The organism is Microcoleus sp. bin38.metabat.b11b12b14.051 (assembly GCF_013299165.1).
GTDB lineage: Bacteria > Cyanobacteriota > Cyanobacteriia > Cyanobacteriales > Microcoleaceae > Microcoleus.
Window position 1 is genome coordinate 115,681 of sequence record NZ_JAAFKD010000013.1, and the last position, 19,691, is coordinate 135,371.

A 19,691-nucleotide genomic window follows, 5' to 3' on the forward strand; every position below is an offset into this window, starting at 1 on the left:
TAAAAACTAACAGCGCATGACTTTCTCTTCAATAATTCGGACATTGGGGCGATCGCCCCTAGCAACAGAACTGCTCAACAAGCTCAAACGGCATCACTGTCTGCAACTTAACGGCATCGCTCGCTTACCTAAAGGTTTAGTAGCTTCCGCCCTCGCACAACAAGAGGGGCGAAACCTATTAGCCGTGACAGCAACTTTGGAAGAAGCAGGCCGCTGGGTAGCTCAATTAGAAGCGATGGGCTGGCAAACCGTACATTTTTACCCAACTTCGGAAGCTTCGCCCTACGAGCTATCTTACTCCGACGAGAACGAAATGACTTGGGGGCAAATGCAGGTGCTGGCGGATTTGGTGGACAAGGAAGAAACAAGCGCCACTACGTCTAAGCCGATCGCGATTGTAGCCACAGAAAGAGCCCTCCAGCCTCACTTACCGCCTAGAAGTGCTTTTGAACCCTACTGTCTGACGCTGAAGCGAGGCGAAGTTCAAGACTCGAAAATACTTGACCGCCAACTTGTCTCGATGGGGTACGATCGGGTGACTTTGGTGGAAACCGAGGGCCAGTGGAGCCGCCGGGGGGATATTGTCGATGTGTTTCCGGTGGCGGCGGAGTTACCGGTGCGGCTGGAATGGTTCGGGGATACTTTGGATCAACTGCGCGAGTTCGATCCTTCCAACCAGCGATCGCTCGATAAGGTCGATCGATTAGTTTTAACTCCGACTAGCTTTAACCCAATTATCAAGGCGGTATTAGCTGAAAATAATCTTGATATAGCCAACGAAATTGACTCTATTGATACAGAAAATGAAGCAGAAAAATATGTCCGCAGGCTGTTAGGTTTAGCCTTCGAGAAACCAGCTTGTTTGTTGGATTATTTGCCCAAAAATACGTTGGTTGTAGTTGACGAACCGCAAGGCTGCGAAGGTCACAGCGACCGCTGGTTTGAGAATGCACAGGAACAGTGGGAAAGTTGCAATCGACAATCAGAAGTTACCGATGGGGAAACGGAAAAATTGCCAATTGCTAATTTACAGGTTCCGAAAATTCACCGCACTTTTGCGGAATCGCTCGCAGATGTTGCAGTTTTTGACAGGCTAGAACTTTCTGAATTGGCAGAAGATTCTACAATTCAAAAAATTAAAAGCTCTCGGGATGAGCAGCTATCGCCGGCGATTAATTTGTCCAGCAGGCCAGTGCCTGTGATGCCTCACCAATTCGCGAAACTGTCTCAAATGCTCCGGGAAGAGCGCGATCGCGGTTTTACCGTGTTTATGGTTTCGGCTCAACCGAGTCGATCGGTTTCTCTGTTATCGGAACACGACTGTCCGGCTCAGTTTGTGGTGAATCCTCGGGATTTTTTGGCGATCGACAAATTGCAGTTGCAGCACATTCCGGTAGCTTTGAAGTACAGCGGGCTGGCAGAATTGGAAGGGTTTATTCTGCCAACTTTTCGGATTGTCTTAATTACCGATCGCGAATTCTACGGCCAACATTCTCTCGCTACCTTTAGCTACGTCCGCAAGCGCCGCCGCGCCGCTTCTAAAAAGGTTGACCCGAACAAGCTGAGTCCGGGGGATTTTGTGGTACACCGCCAGCACGGAGTGGGCAAATTTCTCAAATTGGAACGCTTGACGATCGATCGGGAAACTCGCGAATATTTGGTGCTGCAATACGCTGACGGTACTCTCAGAGTGGCGGCAGATCAATTGGGTGCGCTGTCGAGATTTCGGACTGTCGGCGATAAAGTGCCGGAACTAAACAAGCTGACTGGTCAAACTTGGGAAAAAACTAAAGCAAAAGTTCGCAAAGCTGTTAAGAAAGTAGCGGTAGATTTGCTAAATCTTTACGCGAAAAGAGCTAAGCAACAAGGTTATGCTTTTCCTCCTGATATGCCTTGGCAGCAAGAGTTAGAGGATTCTTTCCCGTACCAACCAACGCCGGATCAGTTGAAGGCTACTCTTGATGTGAAACGTGACATGGAGGGCGATCGACCCATGGATCGCTTAGTCTGCGGCGATGTCGGTTTTGGCAAGACCGAAGTTGCTCTGAGAGCTATTTTTAAGGCGATTACAGCGGGCAAGCAGGTGGCAATGCTCGCGCCGACGACAATTTTGACCCAACAGCACTATCACACGCTGAAGGAGCGTTTTTCGCCTTATCCGATCGAAGTTGGTTTGCTCAATCGCTTTCGCACGGAAACTGAACGCCGGGAAATTCACAAGCGCTTAGCAACTGGGGAGTTAGACGTAATTGTCGGTACTCAGTCGGTTTTGAGTAAAGCGATTAAATTTCGGGATTTGGGTTTGTTGGTGGTGGATGAAGAACAGCGGTTTGGAGTGAAGCAAAAGGAAGCGATTAAATCTCTCAAAACCGAGGTAGATGTACTCACTCTTACCGCGACTCCGATTCCCCGGACTTTGTATATGTCGCTGTCGGGGATTCGCGAGATGAGTTTGATTGCAACTCCGCCGCCCAGTCGCCGCCCGATTCAGACTCATTTGTCCCCCTACGATTTGGAAGTGGTGCGGACTGCAATTCGTCAAGAGTTGGACAGGGGCGGTCAGATTTTTTATGTTGTGCCCCGGATTGAGGGGATTGATGAGTTGGCGGATACTTTACAGCTAATGGTTCCGGGGGCGAGAATTGCGATCGCCCACGGTCAAATGGATGCTGCGGAATTAGAATCAATCATGCTGACTTTCAGTGCGGCTGAGTTTGATATTTTGGTGTGCACTACGATTATTGAGTCTGGTTTGGATATTCCGCGCGTCAATACAATTTTGATTGAGGACGCGCAGAAGTTTGGTTTGGGTCAGCTTTACCAGTTGCGGGGACGGGTGGGACGCGCGGGAATTCAAGCCCATGCTTGGCTGTTTTATCCGAAGCAGAACAAGCTTTCGGATGCTGCAAGGCAGCGGCTGCGGGCAATTCAAGAGTTCGCGCAGTTGGGTTCTGGCTATCAGTTGGCTGTCCGGGATATGGAAATTCGGGGATCTGGTGATGTGTTGGGGACTGAACAGTCTGGTCAAATGGAGGCGATCGGTTTTGATTTGTATGCTGAAATGTTAGAGGAGGCTATTCGCGAAATTAAGGGTCAGGAAATTCCGAAGGTTGAGGATGCACAAATCGACCTCAGTTTGACGGCGTTTATTCCTGCCGATTATATTGGAGACCTGGATCAAAAGATGAGCGCTTACCGGTCTGTGGCTTCTGCGAATACTCCAGAAGAGTTGCAACAGATTCGGGCCGATTGGTGCGATCGTTACGGGCCGATTCCTCTGCCAGCCCAGCAACTGATTCGTGTTGTGGAACTCAAACAAATCGCCAAGCAAATCGGTTTTTCTCGGATCAAACCGGAAAATAAGCAACACATTGTTTTGGAAACGCCGATGGAGGAGCCTGCTTGGAATTTGCTTAAGGCTAATTTGCCCGAACATTTACATTCTCGTTTTGTCTACAGCAAGGGGAAGGTTACTATTCGCGGAATGGCGGTTTTGAGCGCCGAAAAGCAGTTGGATAATTTGATTGATTGGTTGGGCAAAATGCAGGGTGCTTTGCCGGAAGTCCAGGTTTGATTTTCATCTAAAATCCCGCTATTTCGCCTGCGGTCGAAATTACAGAATCATACCGATGGAACCGGAGAAAATATTGCTGCTGCTTTGATAATTGTTTGAGCAGCACAAAGGATTAAAATCGTGAAAAAGTTAGTCTGTGTTTTTTTTGCGATCGCGCTAGCACAAGGAGTGCCAACGGTGGTTCAAGTTCAACAAACAATTGACCCGATCGACCGGGTTGTGAATGCAGGATTGATGAATAAGGATTCTAGCGGCAATTTTAATGCTGAGGGCATTATCAGTCGCGCCGATTTAGCGGTAATTTTAGTGAAAACTTTTGGTTTAGAACGCCGGAAAACAGCTCAAAAACCGGATATGGAATTGCCGGACGTACCTAAAAGCTACTGGGCTTATAGTGCAATTCAAACTGCTTTGAAAACTGGAACTATGAGTGGATATCGCGACGGAATGTTTTTCCCAAATCAAAGGGTGACTCGTGCTGAGGCTTTGGCGATTTTTGCTCAAGCTTACGGTGTTTTTCAGTTTCCCGAGGCCACCGTTGCCGAGATTTTAGCTAGGTATCCAGATGCAGGCGAAATCCCGAGTTGGGCTAGAAAATCTATGGCTACTGCACTGTATGAAGGGTTTGTAAATGTTGATATTGGAACTAATAAAATTAATCCTTTGAAGCCGATGACTCGCGGGGATATCGCTTACGCTTTGAGCAAGTATTTGGAGAGGCAAGTAAGGCCAACTTCTTTGCCTGTTCCGGGTGAGGAGCCACCGAATCGGGGTATGGGAAGATAATTGGTAATTCTTCTAGAAGAAATCGAGCGCCCGCAATTCAAAAGCCATGCAAATTCCGGTCACTTTGGTGACTTTTCAAGCAACTATCAAACCCCCTGAATTTAAAATTCTCCTCTTAAACAAGGCTCAAATTATTACCAATGAGTATTAACTCATATCGACCGAACCAGTCATCAAGAATATTCTTGAACAGCCAACCTAAACTGATACCAGCACCACCTAATGAACGAACGAGTGCAGCTATAGAGTGGATATGCTTCCCCTGTTATTTGAAACCTTGAGATTTTTCTTCAGGGTTGATAGTATTACTCTATAGAATCCGTCACTCTCTCCAAACTAATAGACGACTTAATGATTTTATTCTCTAGCCAACTCACTGGGAACAGAATTCCCGGCTTCTTGGTAGGAGTATTTAATGTGTTGAATACCCTGTCCCAAAATCCGTGAATTCCATAGTTTTCCTGAAAATTAGTATGATGAAGATCGTGAAAATCTGAGGAGATGAAAAATATTGACAAAGAACTATGACCTTCTAAATTGTAAGCATTGCCTATAACAGTCCAGGCACAGAGTTGAGTGATGTCGTATCCAAATATAAAGATAGGCAAAAGGTCTGTGATGGTAACAATAATATATTCAATAAGGCTTTTATGTCCAGCCACAAAACTTGAAGAATCGCGAAATTCATGATGTTTAAGATGGATTTTCTGCAAAGATTTTCTATGCAATAGCCAATGGGAAATGTAAAAACAGAAATCAGCAGCAACTATTCTTATCAAAAACCATCCCAAATTTAGGAGTAAGCTATTTCCTCTATGAACCTCGGGAGCTAAATAAATAATTATTAATGCTGCTATAAAAGCTTTGATTTCTCCTGTAATTATACCTTTTACGGTAAATGAAGGAAATTGTTGCTTTTTTACTTTCTTAACTCTTGCAGTCAGTTTCTCCATCAAAATATCGTTACTTTTGATTCCTTTCTCAATGATAATGCCAATACAATAAAATGAGATAGAACCAACGATCCAGTACAACAGCACCTCTGTTATAAAGTTGGGTTCGATATCGTGCAACAGCCAATAAAATACCTGCTGAACAATCGTGCAACTAATAGCAATCTTTAGATAAAATTCAATCTCGAAACAGAAGTTTAAAATTTTTTGCATCATCTTTTTACTCTTTGTTTGGCGTTGCTGAACTTCAGTATGATGGGTCTGTAGGGGTAAAGCCCCCGTGCTTACCCGGTCGGCGGTGAGGGTTCTTCATGCGTGGGATTGCCCCGGAGGATTTCATCTCCCAATTCAGCAACGCCTTTGTTTTTATTCACTGAGTTCACTAAAATCGATGTTTTGATAGAAATTGGAACGGAAACAATTGTGGTAATATTTTAATACTTCCATCTTGCTTGTTATACCAATTTCATAAAGTAGCGCTAGATATTACCCCCCCAACCCCCCCTTATTAAGGGGGGGCTAAGAATTCATCCATAGCACATATGAAAGAAAAATGGTATTAGTTATCCAACATCCTCATAACGTCAATTGATGTCCAGATTTAATTTGTGCTTGAACTTTACTTTCTTTCATTGGTTACCCGGTTCTGCTGCTAATTGCGCCGCAATTCAAGCGCCATGCAAAATCCCGGAGCTTTGGTGACTGTAAAACCAGCCATCAAACCCCCAGGATTTAAATTTTTCCTCTTAAACGAGGTTCAAATTATTGCCAATGGGTGTTGGCTCAATCAGCAGTAGCCAATTCGGTACTGGCGGCGCCGCGCTTCCGCGTCAGGGTGTTGAACAGCATTTGACCAACAGCTTTAATCAAATTGCCTTCTAACTCCATAAACATCTTCATGTTCATGCCAAAAGCTGCATTAGCTTCATCAACAATCCGCTCTGCTGTAGCTTCGTCAATCGGCAATTCATTCATTGCTTGACGGTAGTTAGCTTTGAACTCTTTTTCATCAGGAATATCCTGGAATTCGTAGAAAGCAGTGCCTTCTCCCTCGGTAAGATTCATGCCGCGCTGAGCAATTCCCTTGAGGATTTGTCCGCCGGATAAGTCGCCTAGGTAGCGAGTGTAAGATTGAGCTACTAGCAGTTCTGGTGCGGTAGCCGAGATTTCGTGAATCCGCTTCACGTAGGCTTTAGCTGCTGCTGACGGAGCTACTTGTTCCCGCCAATTAGCACCGTAGTAATAAAATAAATCTTGCTCTAAGCTTTGTTTGCGATTCAACTCAGAAAAGTAAATTTTTGAAACAACCGGATGCTGCTTTTGGCGTTCCATTTCCTCTTCCATTGCCGAGTAGACAAAGTAGAGGTTTGCCACTAACTTCCGATAAGAAGTTTTTTCTACAACGCCTTTTAAAAAGCACTTGACAAAACCGACATTTTCTGCCATTGAGTGGGATTTTTTGGTTCCCTCACGTAATTTTGTAGCTAAATTGATGCTCATAATATATTGTTCAACCTTCTATTTTTGTGGTAGTTGATGGATGCGCCAAAAATCTCAAATTTACCTAAGCACTTACCTTAAATCAATTTGATGAGAGATTGTATTAATTTTTATAACAAAGGTTGCAGTGGGCAGTGGGCAGTAGTCAGTGGGCAGTTGGCAGTTGGCGGTAGTCAGTAGTTCGGTTGGCAGTAGTCATCAGTCATTAGTCATCAGCCACTAACTAATGACTAATGACTCATCTTGGCCAGCAAACAATTGTCAACTGTCAACTGTCCACTGCCAACTGCCAACAGTCAACAGTCAACTGCCAACTGACAACTGCCAACTGTCAACTAACCTAGATGTCCAAGTCAAGCATATTGAGTTTGGGGCCGTAGGTTTCGATGAATTCGCGGCGGGGGGCAACCCGATCGCCCATTAAGATGGTAAAGATGCGATCGGCTTCAGCAGCGTCTTCAATCTCCACCCGTTTCAGCGTCCGAGTTTCCGGGTTCATCGTGGTATCCCACAACTGTGTCGGCATCATTTCGCCCAAACCTTTGAACCGCTGGATGGTGTAGTTGGCATTCGCCGGAAATTCATTGCGGACGAGATTGTTCATTTCGCGATCGCTGTAACAGTAGTAATGATTGCGTCCCCGTTCCACTTTATACAGAGGAGGACAAGCAATGTAGATGTAACCTTGTTCTACAAGCGCGCGCTGATAGCGATAGAAGAAAGTCAGTAACAGCGTGCGGATGTGGGCCCCATCTACGTCGGCGTCGGTGTTGTGGGCGCACAAACCGCCTGTACCACAGACAAAGTTTTCATCATCTTCGACTGAGAAGTCATAAACATAGTCGCCTACTAAGTCAATCTCAGATGCTGAAATTACTTTCAAACCCATCAAATCATCGCTGATTGCTACGTAGTCCGATGATTTGCGATCGGGGCGCGCTAGATGAGCTTCCACGCGATCGGCATTGGCGTGTCGCTGCCAAATTTGGCGACATAGTTCGAGCTGATCTTTGCTGCAAATCGCGATCGTATAATAAGGATGTCGCGTTTGAATTTTCGCATCTACAGCAGTAGATGGTTGGTGACAAGTTGGACTAGCAATAATTCCCAACTGTCCTAACAAATAAAGCAACCCATCTTTCAGCTTGGGAGAATTAGTTGTCAGCGACAAATGACTGCCACCCGTTGTACCGTCGCCGAGGAAATAGCCTTCCAGAAAAGCCATTTGTAGTTCTTCGCCCAAGCTGAATAGCATATCTGGCAGTTGCTTCAAATGTGCTTGCTTGCCTAAACCCCAAGCCCGGATCAATCGCGCGGCTGCCACACTGTGGAAGTAGAGTTTAATGCCGTCACTGTCTGGGTCGTTGTATTGACGAGGTGTTTCGTTAAATACCGACTCAATGGCCGCAATCATTTCAGGAATAAACCGCTGATCTTTCTTGCCCAGGTTAAGGCTAACTTGATGCTGGCTGAGAGTTCCCTCAGCTACATACCAGCCGAGAAACCACATCAATTCTCGACTGACAGGTAGGTAGCGTGCAAAGGCTTTGTCGCCGTGTGCTTGCGGTACAATTTGCACATCTTCGCCGAGTTGTGCGATTTCGCCTGCGGTGAAGTAATCAAAGGGTTTGTAACAGCTAACCTCGCGCCAGTGGGCGTTTTTGCTTGTATCATCTTGAGCGAGGCGATCGTCAATTTTGGATGGTACGGTTTCGTATACAACACGATCGCTGCTGCCAATTGCCTCCAAATAGCTCAAGAAGTGAGATAAAATTGGGCGGCTGATGCCACGTTCCCATTGACTAATGGTGATGGGCTGTTTCACTCCGACTGAAGCTGCAACTTGCTTTTGGGAAATCCCTGTTGCTTGGCGTTGGGCGATTAATTTTTGCCACGCTTCATCCTCTACTTGTACCCGCGGTTCACTCCATTGATCGGGCTGGGAAACTTTTGCCAAGACACGCTGACTTGCAATTTGCCGCACGTCTTCACCTTTGAGATAAAGTGCTTTGGTCAATTCAGCACTATAAAAGGTTTGCAACAAGTCTATCTGTGTGGGTGCAACTGTTGGGCGGGGTAAGCGCCGACTGGCTACTAGGAGATCTCCTGGCTTCACTTCGTTGCCTTTTTTGAGAATAACTTCGTTATTTTCAAAGACGAAAACGCTGTGTGAAGATGTCACTTTGATCGATCGATTGTAGCGAGTCGTTAGTTTATACATCGCTTCCTCGTGTCCGTGACGAATCACGGCTTTCAGAGGGCGAAAACGAGTAGCATGGGTAGTTTGGTCGAAGGACATCACCTGATATTCGTCAGCAGCGCGGCGGCCTTCTACGCAGTCATCAATAAACCCACCAATTGTGACGAATTCTGTGCGTCCGGTGTTGTCCATGACGAGGGTTGGTTCATCGCCTGCTACGCTCATAATTACGATATGGTGATACCGCAATTGTCCAGGATCGAATTCTTCGCCTTTGATGCCCAAACCTAGTGCTGTAATTAAGGACTGAATTTCGTTATTTTTGTAGATTTTGGCGTCGTCGGTTTTCTCGATGTTGAGAATTTTACCGCGCAAAGGCAGGATTGCTTGGAATTGGCGATCGCGCCCTTGTTTTGCGCTGTTGTGTACAAAAACTCCCGCACCTAAGGCAAAGTTGTGGCTGTTAGGCACTTCGATGTCGTAAACATCATGCAGTTCCTGTACAGCTTCAATCTTCACAACGCGGTGGTTGTAGTTACGAACCGCTTGGCGAGCATATAGTTCTTCACCATTAAAGTAGCGCTTGCAAAAAGTCTCGTACTTCAACAAAGACTTATCATTCTTCAGGCGGCGATAAGAATTGTAATAATCTACATCAATCCAGCCCATTTTCATCTGAACAGTCTTCAATGCTTCCAGAGTTTTGCGGTAATAAGTTTCGTTCAAAGCCTCTTTGCGTTTACGGCGAAACTCCGGTGTCCACTGTTCCTTAGTCTTTTCGCGCCGCCAGTCCAACAACTGGGGATCTTGCCACTGCTCCTTGGCAAATTGTGAATGAGCCTCGCGAGCTTCAGGATTGTTAGCAAAATGATTGCGAACCCGTTCCGACTGAGCTAAGCGGTTGTCTTCGGAATTCCAATACTCTTGCTGCGCTTGGTTGAGCAGTTCATTATTTTGCTCGCGATAAGCTTCATTAGTGTCGTAAAACTCCCGCCACTTGCTCGTCATGTAAGCTTTATACTCTTCATCTTCCCACTGAGCTTTCGCCTGTTCGGAGAGAATTTGCCGCGTCTGGGGCTGCTGCATCCGCTCCTTCATCATCGCCCGAAATTCATCGGTCATGTGAGCTTGACGGCTCTTTTCAATGACATCCGGCCTGTGCAATGTTTTCTCAAGGTTGGCGCGGTGTAAAGCCAAGTGTTCCTGAGCCGGCAGCCGCTGAATATTGGTCGGATTGTTGTTGAGTTTGTTGAAATCAACATGGTGGCGGTGGTTGCCGTCCGAGGCTTGATACACCTCATGTTTCAGGTTGTAGAAATCCGCTAACAGATGACTGTAAATCCACTTGTCACTGTCGGGATTCCAAACCATTTCGTAACCGTTAAGTCCCTGCCCATTAGGCTTCTTTTGAGACAACTGGCGGTTGAGAGGCATTAATGAATCGTCCGGTGTCAGCTTTGCTGCTGCTCTGTAAGTGCCATCTCGCAACATGAATGGATGGTCGGGGGTACAAGTAATTGTCTCTCCATTGTCTAATGTCAGCTTGATAACTTCAGCATTTGCTTTAGTCATGCGAGCATTGGTTATCCGCTCAAACCCGATGTTTCCACTCTCACGAATGGTGTAGCAAAAGTGTTCTTTACCTTCTGCTTGTTCGTCAACTATCTCTTTGATAGTTTTTGTAGTGCCGTCAGCTAATATTATTTCCTGGAATGAAAAAAAACAGCCCCCGGCTGAATCCCCTTCGACCAGGTATATCTCAGACAGGGCGGGGTCTCTGGAGCTACAGTCCGCTAATTTTCCGGGCAAAGGAGAGGACTCTAAGACGGATTTTCGGCGTACTAAATCGCGGGCGCGGCGGGCTGCTTCAGCGGCTTTAAATGCCTGAATTGCCTTTTCCAAAATAGCGTCTGCTACTTGGGGGCGAAACTCCAAATATTCGGTCAATACTTCGCCTACCAAGGAATCAACTATTCCTCTAACTTCGGTATTGCCTAGCTTAGTTTTAGTTTGACCTTCAAATTCTGGATCGGGAACTTTGACGGAAATTACGGCTGTTAAACCTTCACGGACGTTTTCGCCGGCGAGGTTGGGCTCGTTTTCTTTGATTTTGTTGCGCTTGCGGGCGATCGAGTTCATCGTCCGCGTCAAAACGGCCTTCAAACCTTCTAAGTGTGTACCGCCGTCGATCGTCCGAATGTTGTTCGCAAACCCCAGAACGTTGTCGCTAAAAGCATCAACACACCACTGCAAAGACACTTCCACGTGCACGTTGTTACGTTCGCCTTGGACGTAGATCACCTCTTCGTGCAGGGGCTGCTTCTCGCGGTTCATGTAGTTGACATATTCCTTGATGCCACCTTCATAACAATAGGTTTCGACGCGGGGCTCGGTGCTTTTGAGCAATTCCAAACGCCGATCGCCAAACGTAATTTTCGCGCCCGCATTCAGATAAGCCAACTCTCGCAAACGTCCGGCAACTGTAGCGTAATCAAACTCAATCCCAGTGCTAAATATCTGAGTGTCTGGCAAGAAAGTAACTGAAGTACCCGTGCGATTTCCCTTGCAGGGCTTTGCATCAAGTTCGCTAACTGGAAAACCTCTTTCATAGCGCTGCAAATGTTCTTTTTGGTCGCGCCAAACCGTCACCTCTACCCACTCCGAAAGTGCGTTCACAACGGAAATACCTACACCGTGCAAACCTCCAGAAACCTTGTAACCGCCGCCGCCAAACTTACCGCCGGCGTGCAGTACAGTCATCACTGTTTCTACTCCCGATTTGCCAGTTTTGGCAACGATACCGGTGGGAATCCCACGACCATCATCCGTGACAGTGACTGAACCGTCGGCGTTGAAGTCAACCTCGATGTGAGTGCAGTGGCCAGCCAGCGCCTCATCGATGGAATTGTCCACAACCTCGTAAACTAGATGGTGGAGTCCTCGCGGGCCGGTGGTACCGATGTACATCCCCGGTCGTTTGCGGACTGCTTCGAGACCTTCGAGAACTTGAATCTGGTCGGCGCTGTAGCTGCTGGTCATACAAAAATAGCTCCAATAATGAGGCCTAAAGCCCCAAAAGCTTCTAAAATGGGAAAACTCATAAAATTATAGCACAAAACCGTTAAAGGCGATGCTAGGGCTTTCTAAATGCAAATTTATCGGGGGGAGGGAGAGGAGTAGTTTTGAGATTGTTTGCCCATTTCCTAGGTGCAGCGCCGTCAATAGGCCACAGAAGAGAGGAGAAAGGCATTTGAGGGTTTTGATCGGGAAATGAAATATGTTTTTTTAGTGTGCGACAGCTTATGTTTAGATTAATTACAATTTGCGGGGCGACGGCGACGGGGAAGTCGGGAGTGGCTGTGGCTTTAGCCGATCGACTAAAATCTTCGATCCTGAGCGCAGACTCCCGTCAAGTGTACCGCGAATTTGACATCGGAACCGCAAAACCGACAAAGGGCGATCGGGCTGCTGTACCGCATCACTTAATTGACATCTGCGATCCGACTGAAACTCTAACACTCGCCGAGTTCCAGCAGCAAGCTCAAAAAATAATTGCTGATGTCGATTGTGCCGTTTCTCCTGGGCTGTTGTTGGTGGGAGGGACGGGCTTATATATCAAATCGATTGTCAAGGGTTTGAAAATTCCGAGGGTAGGCCCAGCGCCCGAATTGCGATCGCAACTTACGGATCTCGGACAATCTCAATGTTATGCGATGTTGCAGCAGGTCGATCGCCCCGCCGCCGAGAAAATTCACCTCAACGATAGCATCAGAACCTTACGAGCACTGGAAGTATTTTATGTCACCGGTCGCCCTATTTCCGAGCAACAGGGCGAAAATCCTCCCAATTATCCTATTCTACAGATTGGATTGGACTGCGAGATGGATGTTTTGGGCGATCGAATCCAACAGCGCACCGAACAAATGCTAGAACGAGGTTGGCTGGCTGAAGTAGAATATTTGTGTAAAAAATACGGCTGCGACTTACCGCTGTTGAACACCCTCGGTTATCAGGAAATCAAACAATATTTAGCGGGCGACATTACGCTTGAGGAAGCTAAGAATTTGACTGTTTTGCACACGCGGCAATTTGCCAAGAGACAGCGGACTTGGTTTCGAGCATATCCTGAAATTGAATGGTTTGATGTTAGCGCACCAGATTTGCTAGAACGAGTTTGGCAGAAAGTGCAGGAGTTTATTATCACAGGTTCGTAGTGAGGACTTCAGTTTTTTCTTTGATGCGGACTAAAGTCCTCACTACGAACCTGTAGTGAGGACTTCAGTTTTTTCTTTGATGCGGACTAAAGTCCTCACTACGAACCTGTAGTGAGGACTTCACTTTTTTCTTTGATGCGGACTAAAGTCCTCACTACGAACCTACAATTTTTAAACTAAAGAAACTATCTGAGCATAATCAAAATCATTTGCCAAAAAAGCAAAAGCCTCAGCCGCCACTCTATCGACTGCGCGGATTTGTTCTATGCAAATGTCAATTTGATTCATGTCACAGAGGCTGGAAGCTTCCAATAAGGCAGCCAACAATTCACGTGGCAACTTGGCTAAAACCGAGGCACTCAAAGCCGATTGGATATCGAGTTTAGTTAAATCATTATTGCTAGCAGGTTCGTCATAAATAAACTTCACGCCTATATGTTTGTGCAGGGCCTCAAATAATTCTGCTTCCCGAAACGGTTTGCGGATAAAGTCATCGCAGCCTGCTGAAGAAACCACCGCTCTTTCTTCTTCTAAAACACTGGCTGTCACCGCGATAATGGCAGTAGCTTGACCTTTAACAGTGCCTTTAATTTGTTTAGTGGCTTCGTACCCGTCCATGACTGGCATTCTCATATCCATCAAAATTAAATGCGGTTCCCAAGTATTCCAAATTTCAACCGCTTCTTGACCGTTACAGGCTTCTTTAAGTTCAAAACCGAGGGGAGAAAGCAGTTTGAAAAGCAGCAAATTATTGCTGGGTTTGTCATCAACTATCAAAATTCGATAGAGGGGTTGATTCCGTGCAAGAGAAATCACTTGTACGGCAGCCTTTTTACCTTCTATTTCCCTGGATGAAATGACACCAACTAAAGTGTTAAATAAAAATTGTGTACCAATCCCAACTGCTGAAGTGACAGTCATTTTTCCCCCCATTAACTCTACAAAATTGCGGCTGATTGGCAGTCCCAAACCAGTTCCTTCTTGCGAGTTTTTGCCTGTTTGAGTTTGCACAAAAGCTTCAAAAAGAATATCTAATTCATCGGTGGCGATACCGAGGCCAGTGTCGGAAATTTCAAAAATCAGGAAGCACGAAGATGCAGAATCTAAATCGCTAATATTTTCAAGCGGGCTGATTTTTGAATTTTCAAGACTGGGATTTGGAGGAAGATTTAAATTGTGCGAATTGTCCGGAAGCTGAAAATTTTCCGATTCTTTTAGCCTGCTTAGTTCTGGTTTGAGATTAACTTTTAATGAAACTCCTCCTGTTTGAGTAAATTTGAGAGCATTGTTGAGTAAATTTATTAAAACTTGTCGCAATTTCACCTCGTCAGCGCGCACGTATCTGGGAACATCTGGGCTGTATTCTACTACTAATTGCAGTTGTTTATCGTCAGCTTTGATATGAAACATATCTTCGATATCGTCTATAAATTGATAAAAATCAAAATTTTTATAGTTAAGATGAGTGCGGCCTGCTTCAAGTTTAGATAAATCTAATACTTGGTTAATTAAAGTTAGCAAATGGTCGCCACTACGAATAATAATTCCGACATTTTCTTGATGTTCCTTGGGCAGATTGTGGCTGCGGAGCATGATTTGAGAAAAACCGAGGATGGCGTTGAGGGGCGATCGCAATTCGTGACTCATGTTGGCTAAAAAGCTGCTCTTAGCTTCGTTGGCTACTTCGGCTTTTTTCTTGGCAAAAGCGAGTTCGGAGGTGCGTTGTTCTACTTTTGTTTCTAAGGTGCGGTTGGACTCGGCTAAATTATTATAAAGTCTAGCATTTTCAATCGAGATGGCTGCTGAGGCAGATAAGACTTTTAGCAGTTCCACTCTGTCTGATGTAAATGCTCCTGCGATCAGGTTGTTTTCTAAATAAATTATGCCGATAAGTTGACCTTGGTTCAGCAGGGGGGCGCACAATATTGATTTACTTTGATTCTGTTTGATATAGGGGTCAGTATTAAAATTTTTGCTGGCAAATGCTTTATTTAAAACTACTGTTTCTCCTGTGCGCTCGACATAATTGACGATCGATACAGGTAGGTTATTATCTATAGGGATTGACTGCAATACCGGAATGTTGTCGGAATCGATCGCACCAGCAGCTTCGATCCGCAATTCCCCGGAATTGTCGCCCGACTCACAGTGGGAATGCCAAATTAAATAGCCTCGTTGTGCTCCGGCATTTTCGATGAGTATTTTCATCAAAGCCGCCAGCAACTTATCCAGGACAATTTCTCCAGAAATGGCTTGGCTGGCTTTCACTACCGCAGCTAAATCTAAAGCTGAACTTCCTACACCGCGGGTGTTTAATTTGCTGGCTACAGTTAGTGTTCTGGCATTAGAAAATTGAGTGTCTGGGGCGGATTTTATTAATAATTCGGGGTAAGTTGTTTCTAGCTTTTGTAGTTTGCGTTTTGCGCCCCAGATTAGATAATTGTAGTGCGCTTTTTTGAGGTAAATTTGGGCAAATTCTGCTTTACCTTTGTTCAGCCAAAAATTGGCTGCTAATTCTGCGGCTAAGGCTTCGTTTTGGATAAACTCGCCGTCTCTGGCTGAAGCGATCGCTCGATCGTACAAATCGATCGCCTCCATCTCCTTACCCCCAATCCGCGCCATCTCGGCAGCCACCAATAAGTATTTATGCTCAAAGTTGTCTGGACAGCTATCAGCCCAGATTTTCATCTGTTTTTGGTTGGATTTGAGCTTTCTGAGGTATTTTTGGCGATCGCCCTGGGAAGCTTGCGGGTAAAGCGCAGTTAAACTTAGCGAGTAATAAAAATTATGCTCGGCTACAATAATTGTGCCGATCGCCAAACCCAATTTTTTCTCAGCTTCCACAGCATAACTGAGAGCTGCTGCATACTCTCCGTACAAATACAAAACCTGGCATTTCAAAACTTGATAGCCGCAAATCGCCAAAAAACTGCCGCGATTGTAACACTGCTCTAAATATTGCCCTTCACTAATTTCGCCATTACCAAAAACCTCACAATCCGAAGTTTCTCCCAGTAAATTAAACAGTGCTAGCTGACAGCCTAGTAAATAATCTGTAGCGATTTGATTGTTAGTTTTAAAATTAAATAGCAGGAAATTCCAGACTTCAACACGCAGAGATGCCAGATTTTTTCCCTGCACGATAGAATACATCATGTTATAAAGCTGAATGTAACCTGCAAATTGTAATTCGCCCGAGTCTATGCCCGCTTGATAGCCATTACTGCTAATCGAATCCGACAGTTTCAAAGGCTGTAGCCAGTGATTGAAATGAGCGACAAGCATCTGCGATGCCTTGCATTTTTGCGTCAAATCGTGGAAGCGATCGCTCAAATTGAGAGCTAACATCCCAAACTCGTAGCCCGATCGACAATCAGCCATCGCAGCCGACAAAACCAAGCCGTAGCAAGCATAGCTGTAAGATGATTCCGCCACCGGGCCGTATTTCAAAGAAAGATTGACAGATTTGGTAACAACTATTTGGTAAAGTATCGGATCAGAAAACAAACTCGCGGGAATAATTTTATCGAGAAGTTTCATCGCGGTTATTTTTTCGGGCACCGTCATTTCCGGCACGTGCAGCAAAGCAGCAATGGGGCGATCGCCTAATTGAGCTTCTGCGGCAGCAAGTTCGGCTTTGCGCGCTTGCAGCAGCTTCTTTTGAGGCAAATCAACCCCCAACAAACTCAAGCCCTGACGCCCAAATTCAATGGCTTGTTCGTATTCGCCCAACATCGTATGCAGCGTAATTAGGCGATCGAACAACTCCGCTTTTTCCACCGCCGATTGCGACTGCGGCAGTGCCAAATTTATCAAAAATTGCGATCGCTCGAAATTGCCTAGCAGATAATTTAATTCCGCACCTTCGAGATATAACTGTCTCGTCAAACTGTATTGAGTTTCCCAGCTATCCGCAGCCAAAAGTTCGATCCCAGAAGATAAATAATTGACAGCAGCCACGTAAGCCGTAGCAGCTTTGGCTTTTTTACCAGCTAAAAGATTGAGTTTAGCAATTTTATCTCTTTCCGTGCGATCGATCTCTCGGGAAAACTCCCCTTCTTTCACCTCTACCGCCAGATTGAGCTGATCGACAATTTCAAAAAGGTCCTCCGACAATTCCCCACCGTCGGTATTATCTAATAACAAGCGACCGATTTGCAAATGAACCGCTTTTTTCTGCTCTTCGTCAATCAAAGCATAAGCAGCTTGTTGGACGCGATCGTGCAAAAATTTGTAGTCTTCAAACAACAGTTCAACATCCAACTCTGACACCGGAAAAATCAAACCAGCTTGCAGCGCCGGACTCAAATCATCAAAAACAGAAGTCGGCGAATTAGCACATATTTTAGACAAAGTAGTCAAGTCAAAATATGCCCCGACACAAGCTGCTAAACGCAAAATATTTTGTGTAGCTTCCGGCAATCTTTTTAACTTATTTACCATTAAATCCACGACATTATCAGTGATATCTGTTGCTTGGATTTGAGCAATATTCCACTGCCAAAACCCTCTCTCACCTTTGTTTTTTCGGCTGTTGCCTCCCTTCATGCGTGTGTCGGAAGACTCCGGAAAGTGAAAAGTTATCAGATTTTCTGAATGCAAAGTTTTCATAAACTGATTTACAAAAAAAGGATTGCCGTTAGTTTTTTGTAAAACTAATTCTGCTAAAAATTGCACAGACTCTGCATCATTGTGTAGAGTGTCAACCATCAAGTTGCTAATATCTTCCTGACCCAAGTTATCCAAATGAAGAAAATTAATTGTCGCTTTTTCTTGTTGCAGCTCGCGTACAGTAATCATTAAAGGATGATCGGCACTGACTTCATTATTTCGATAAGCACCAATTATCAATAAATATTGCGTGTCTGTATCCGCCACCATCAATCGAATTAAATTGAGCGTTGCCGCATCTACCCACTGCAAATCGTCCAGAAAAATCACCAAAGGATGTTCCGGCGAACAAAACACGCGAATAAATTTTTCAAATACAAAATAAAAACGAATTTGCGCTTCATTCGATCTCAATTCGGCTACCTGTGGCTGTTTGCCAACAATCAATTCTACTACGGGAATTACATCAATAATTACTTGACAGTTGGCACCCAATGCAGTTAAAAGTTTGGTGCGCCACCCTGCGAGTGTTTCTGCGCTTTCTGTTAGCAATTGCCGCACCAATCCCGAGAAAGCACTAATAATTGCTGAATAGGGAATGTCGCGCTGAAATTGATCGAATTTGCCGGAAATAAAATAGCCGCGTTTTTCAGTAATTGGTTTGTAAATTTCTTGTACAAGCGATGATTTGCCGATGCCAGAATAACCAGTTACTAACATCATTTCGGTTCCCGAAAAATTATGTTCTGGGTTCGCAACTCGCTCGAATGCGGATAGCAAAGCCTCGACTTGCGCCGCCCGCCCGTAAAGTTTTTGAGGGATTTGAAATCCCTCGGAAATATCTTCTTCACCTAAAGGAAACTCTAAAATAGTTCCTGTTGTTTGCAATTGACGGAGACATTTATCTAAGTCTGCTTGAATTCCCCAAGCACTTTGGTAGCGGTTTTCGGCATTTTTTTGTAACAGTTTCATAACTATTGATGAAACTGCGGCTGGAATTTCTGGTTTGATTTGCTCGATTGGTAATGGCTGTTTGGCAATGTGAGAGTGTACCAATTCCATTACATCTTTGCTGTCAAAAGGTAACTGGTTGGTTAGCAGTTCGTAAAAAGTAATACCCAGAGAATAGAAATCTGTACGGTAATCTAGAGAACGGTTCATTCTCCCGGTTTGTTCCGGTGAAATATAAGCTAAAGTTCCTTCTAAAATATGCGGATTTTTTAGGGTGGGAGTTTCGCGGGTTAGTAGCGTGGAAATACCGAAGTCGATGATTTGGATTTTTCCGGTTGTTTGGTTGAAAATAATGTTGCCGGGGTTGATATCTTTGTGGATGATATTTGCTGCGTGAATTTGTCCTAAAATTGCGGCAGTTTGAATGGCGATGTTGAGGAATTCAGACAGACTAAAGCTTTGCTGTTCCTGCATTTGTTTCAATGAGGAACCGCCAAAATCTTCTAATATTAGAACGAGTGTGTTGCGATATTTTTGTAAATCGCAGGCTTTGATGACTCCTGGGAGGTTGATGGTTTGAAGGATTTTGTATTCCTGTCTGTAGCGGACTATTTCGGCGGGAGTTGGATAGTCTTCGTTGAGCAGTTTGAGAATGATTGGCTGTCGATCTTTTTCTGTAATAGCTCTGTAAACTCTTGAAATAGAATTTTCGTATATTTGATTTAATATTTGAATGCCGGGGATTTCAAGCATTGCATAGTTTCCCTTTTTTGCGAACTGGAAATTAACTTAGAATAAGACCGGGCGGTTGAAACGGCGTCTCTACAGACAAAACCCTAGAAGAGCGGGTTAAATTCAAATTATGTTATTTTCTTTACACCGCGCACCATCCGGGCTTTGTT

7 protein-coding genes are annotated in these 19,691 nt (G+C 45.0%); 3 read left to right on the forward strand and 4 right to left on the reverse strand.

Annotated elements, in window-relative coordinates; genetic code table 11:
• Positions 1–16: 16 nt before the first annotated feature.
• On the forward strand, positions 17–3,574 hold the full coding sequence (gene mfd, locus QZW47_RS15775) for a transcription-repair coupling factor (RefSeq protein WP_293128415.1): 3,558 nt from the start codon (positions 17–19) through the stop codon (positions 3,572–3,574).
• A gap of 120 nt (positions 3,575–3,694) precedes the next feature.
• Positions 3,695–4,360: an S-layer homology domain-containing protein gene (locus tag QZW47_RS15780; protein WP_293128417.1), complete on the forward strand. Its 666-nt coding sequence runs from the start codon at positions 3,695–3,697 to the stop codon at positions 4,358–4,360.
• Between the two features lie 305 nt (positions 4,361–4,665).
• Here QZW47_RS15780 and QZW47_RS15785 read toward each other — a convergent pair whose 3' ends face one another.
• The 3 genes from QZW47_RS15785 to QZW47_RS15795 form a co-directional block, all read right to left on the reverse strand.
• Entirely contained in the window at positions 4,666–5,529 is an 864-nt protein-coding gene (locus QZW47_RS15785) for a sterol desaturase family protein (RefSeq protein ID WP_293128419.1), read from the reverse strand.
• 567 nt (positions 5,530–6,096) lie between these two features.
• Positions 6,097–6,813, reverse strand: coding sequence for a heme oxygenase (biliverdin-producing) (locus QZW47_RS15790; protein WP_293128421.1), 717 nt, complete (start codon positions 6,811–6,813; stop codon positions 6,097–6,099).
• 340 nt (positions 6,814–7,153) lie between these two features.
• Positions 7,154–12,052 carry an ATP-binding protein gene (locus QZW47_RS15795; RefSeq protein WP_293128422.1) on the reverse strand — a complete coding sequence of 1,633 codons (4,899 nt, stop codon included), beginning with the start codon at positions 12,050–12,052 and terminating at the stop codon, positions 7,154–7,156.
• Positions 12,053–12,315: 263 nt separating this feature from the next.
• Between QZW47_RS15795 and miaA the strand changes: the two genes are divergently transcribed.
• Positions 12,316–13,227 carry a tRNA (adenosine(37)-N6)-dimethylallyltransferase MiaA gene (gene miaA / locus QZW47_RS15800; RefSeq protein WP_293128423.1) on the forward strand — a complete coding sequence of 304 codons (912 nt, stop codon included), beginning with the start codon at positions 12,316–12,318 and terminating at the stop codon, positions 13,225–13,227.
• 171 nt (positions 13,228–13,398) lie between these two features.
• Here the strand turns inward: miaA and QZW47_RS15805 are convergent, their stop codons facing one another.
• Positions 13,399–19,542: an AAA family ATPase gene (locus QZW47_RS15805; protein WP_293128425.1), complete on the reverse strand. Its 6,144-nt coding sequence runs from the start codon at positions 19,540–19,542 to the stop codon at positions 13,399–13,401.
• Between the last annotated feature and the right edge of the window lie 149 nt (positions 19,543–19,691).

Coding starts and splice junctions, on each gene's coding strand:
- QZW47_RS15785 (WP_293128419.1), bottom strand. CDS start 5,529: ATGATGCAAAAAATTTTAAACTTCTGTTTCGAGATTGAATTTTATCTA.
- mfd (WP_293128415.1), top strand. CDS start 17: ATGACTTTCTCTTCAATAATTCGGACATTGGGGCGATCGCCCCTAGCA.
- miaA (WP_293128423.1), top strand. CDS start 12,316: ATGTTTAGATTAATTACAATTTGCGGGGCGACGGCGACGGGGAAGTCG.
- QZW47_RS15805 (WP_293128425.1), bottom strand. CDS start 19,542: ATGCTTGAAATCCCCGGCATTCAAATATTAAATCAAATATACGAAAAT.
- QZW47_RS15790 (WP_293128421.1), bottom strand. CDS start 6,813: ATGAGCATCAATTTAGCTACAAAATTACGTGAGGGAACCAAAAAATCC.
- QZW47_RS15795 (WP_293128422.1), bottom strand. CDS start 12,052: ATGACCAGCAGCTACAGCGCCGACCAGATTCAAGTTCTCGAAGGTCTC.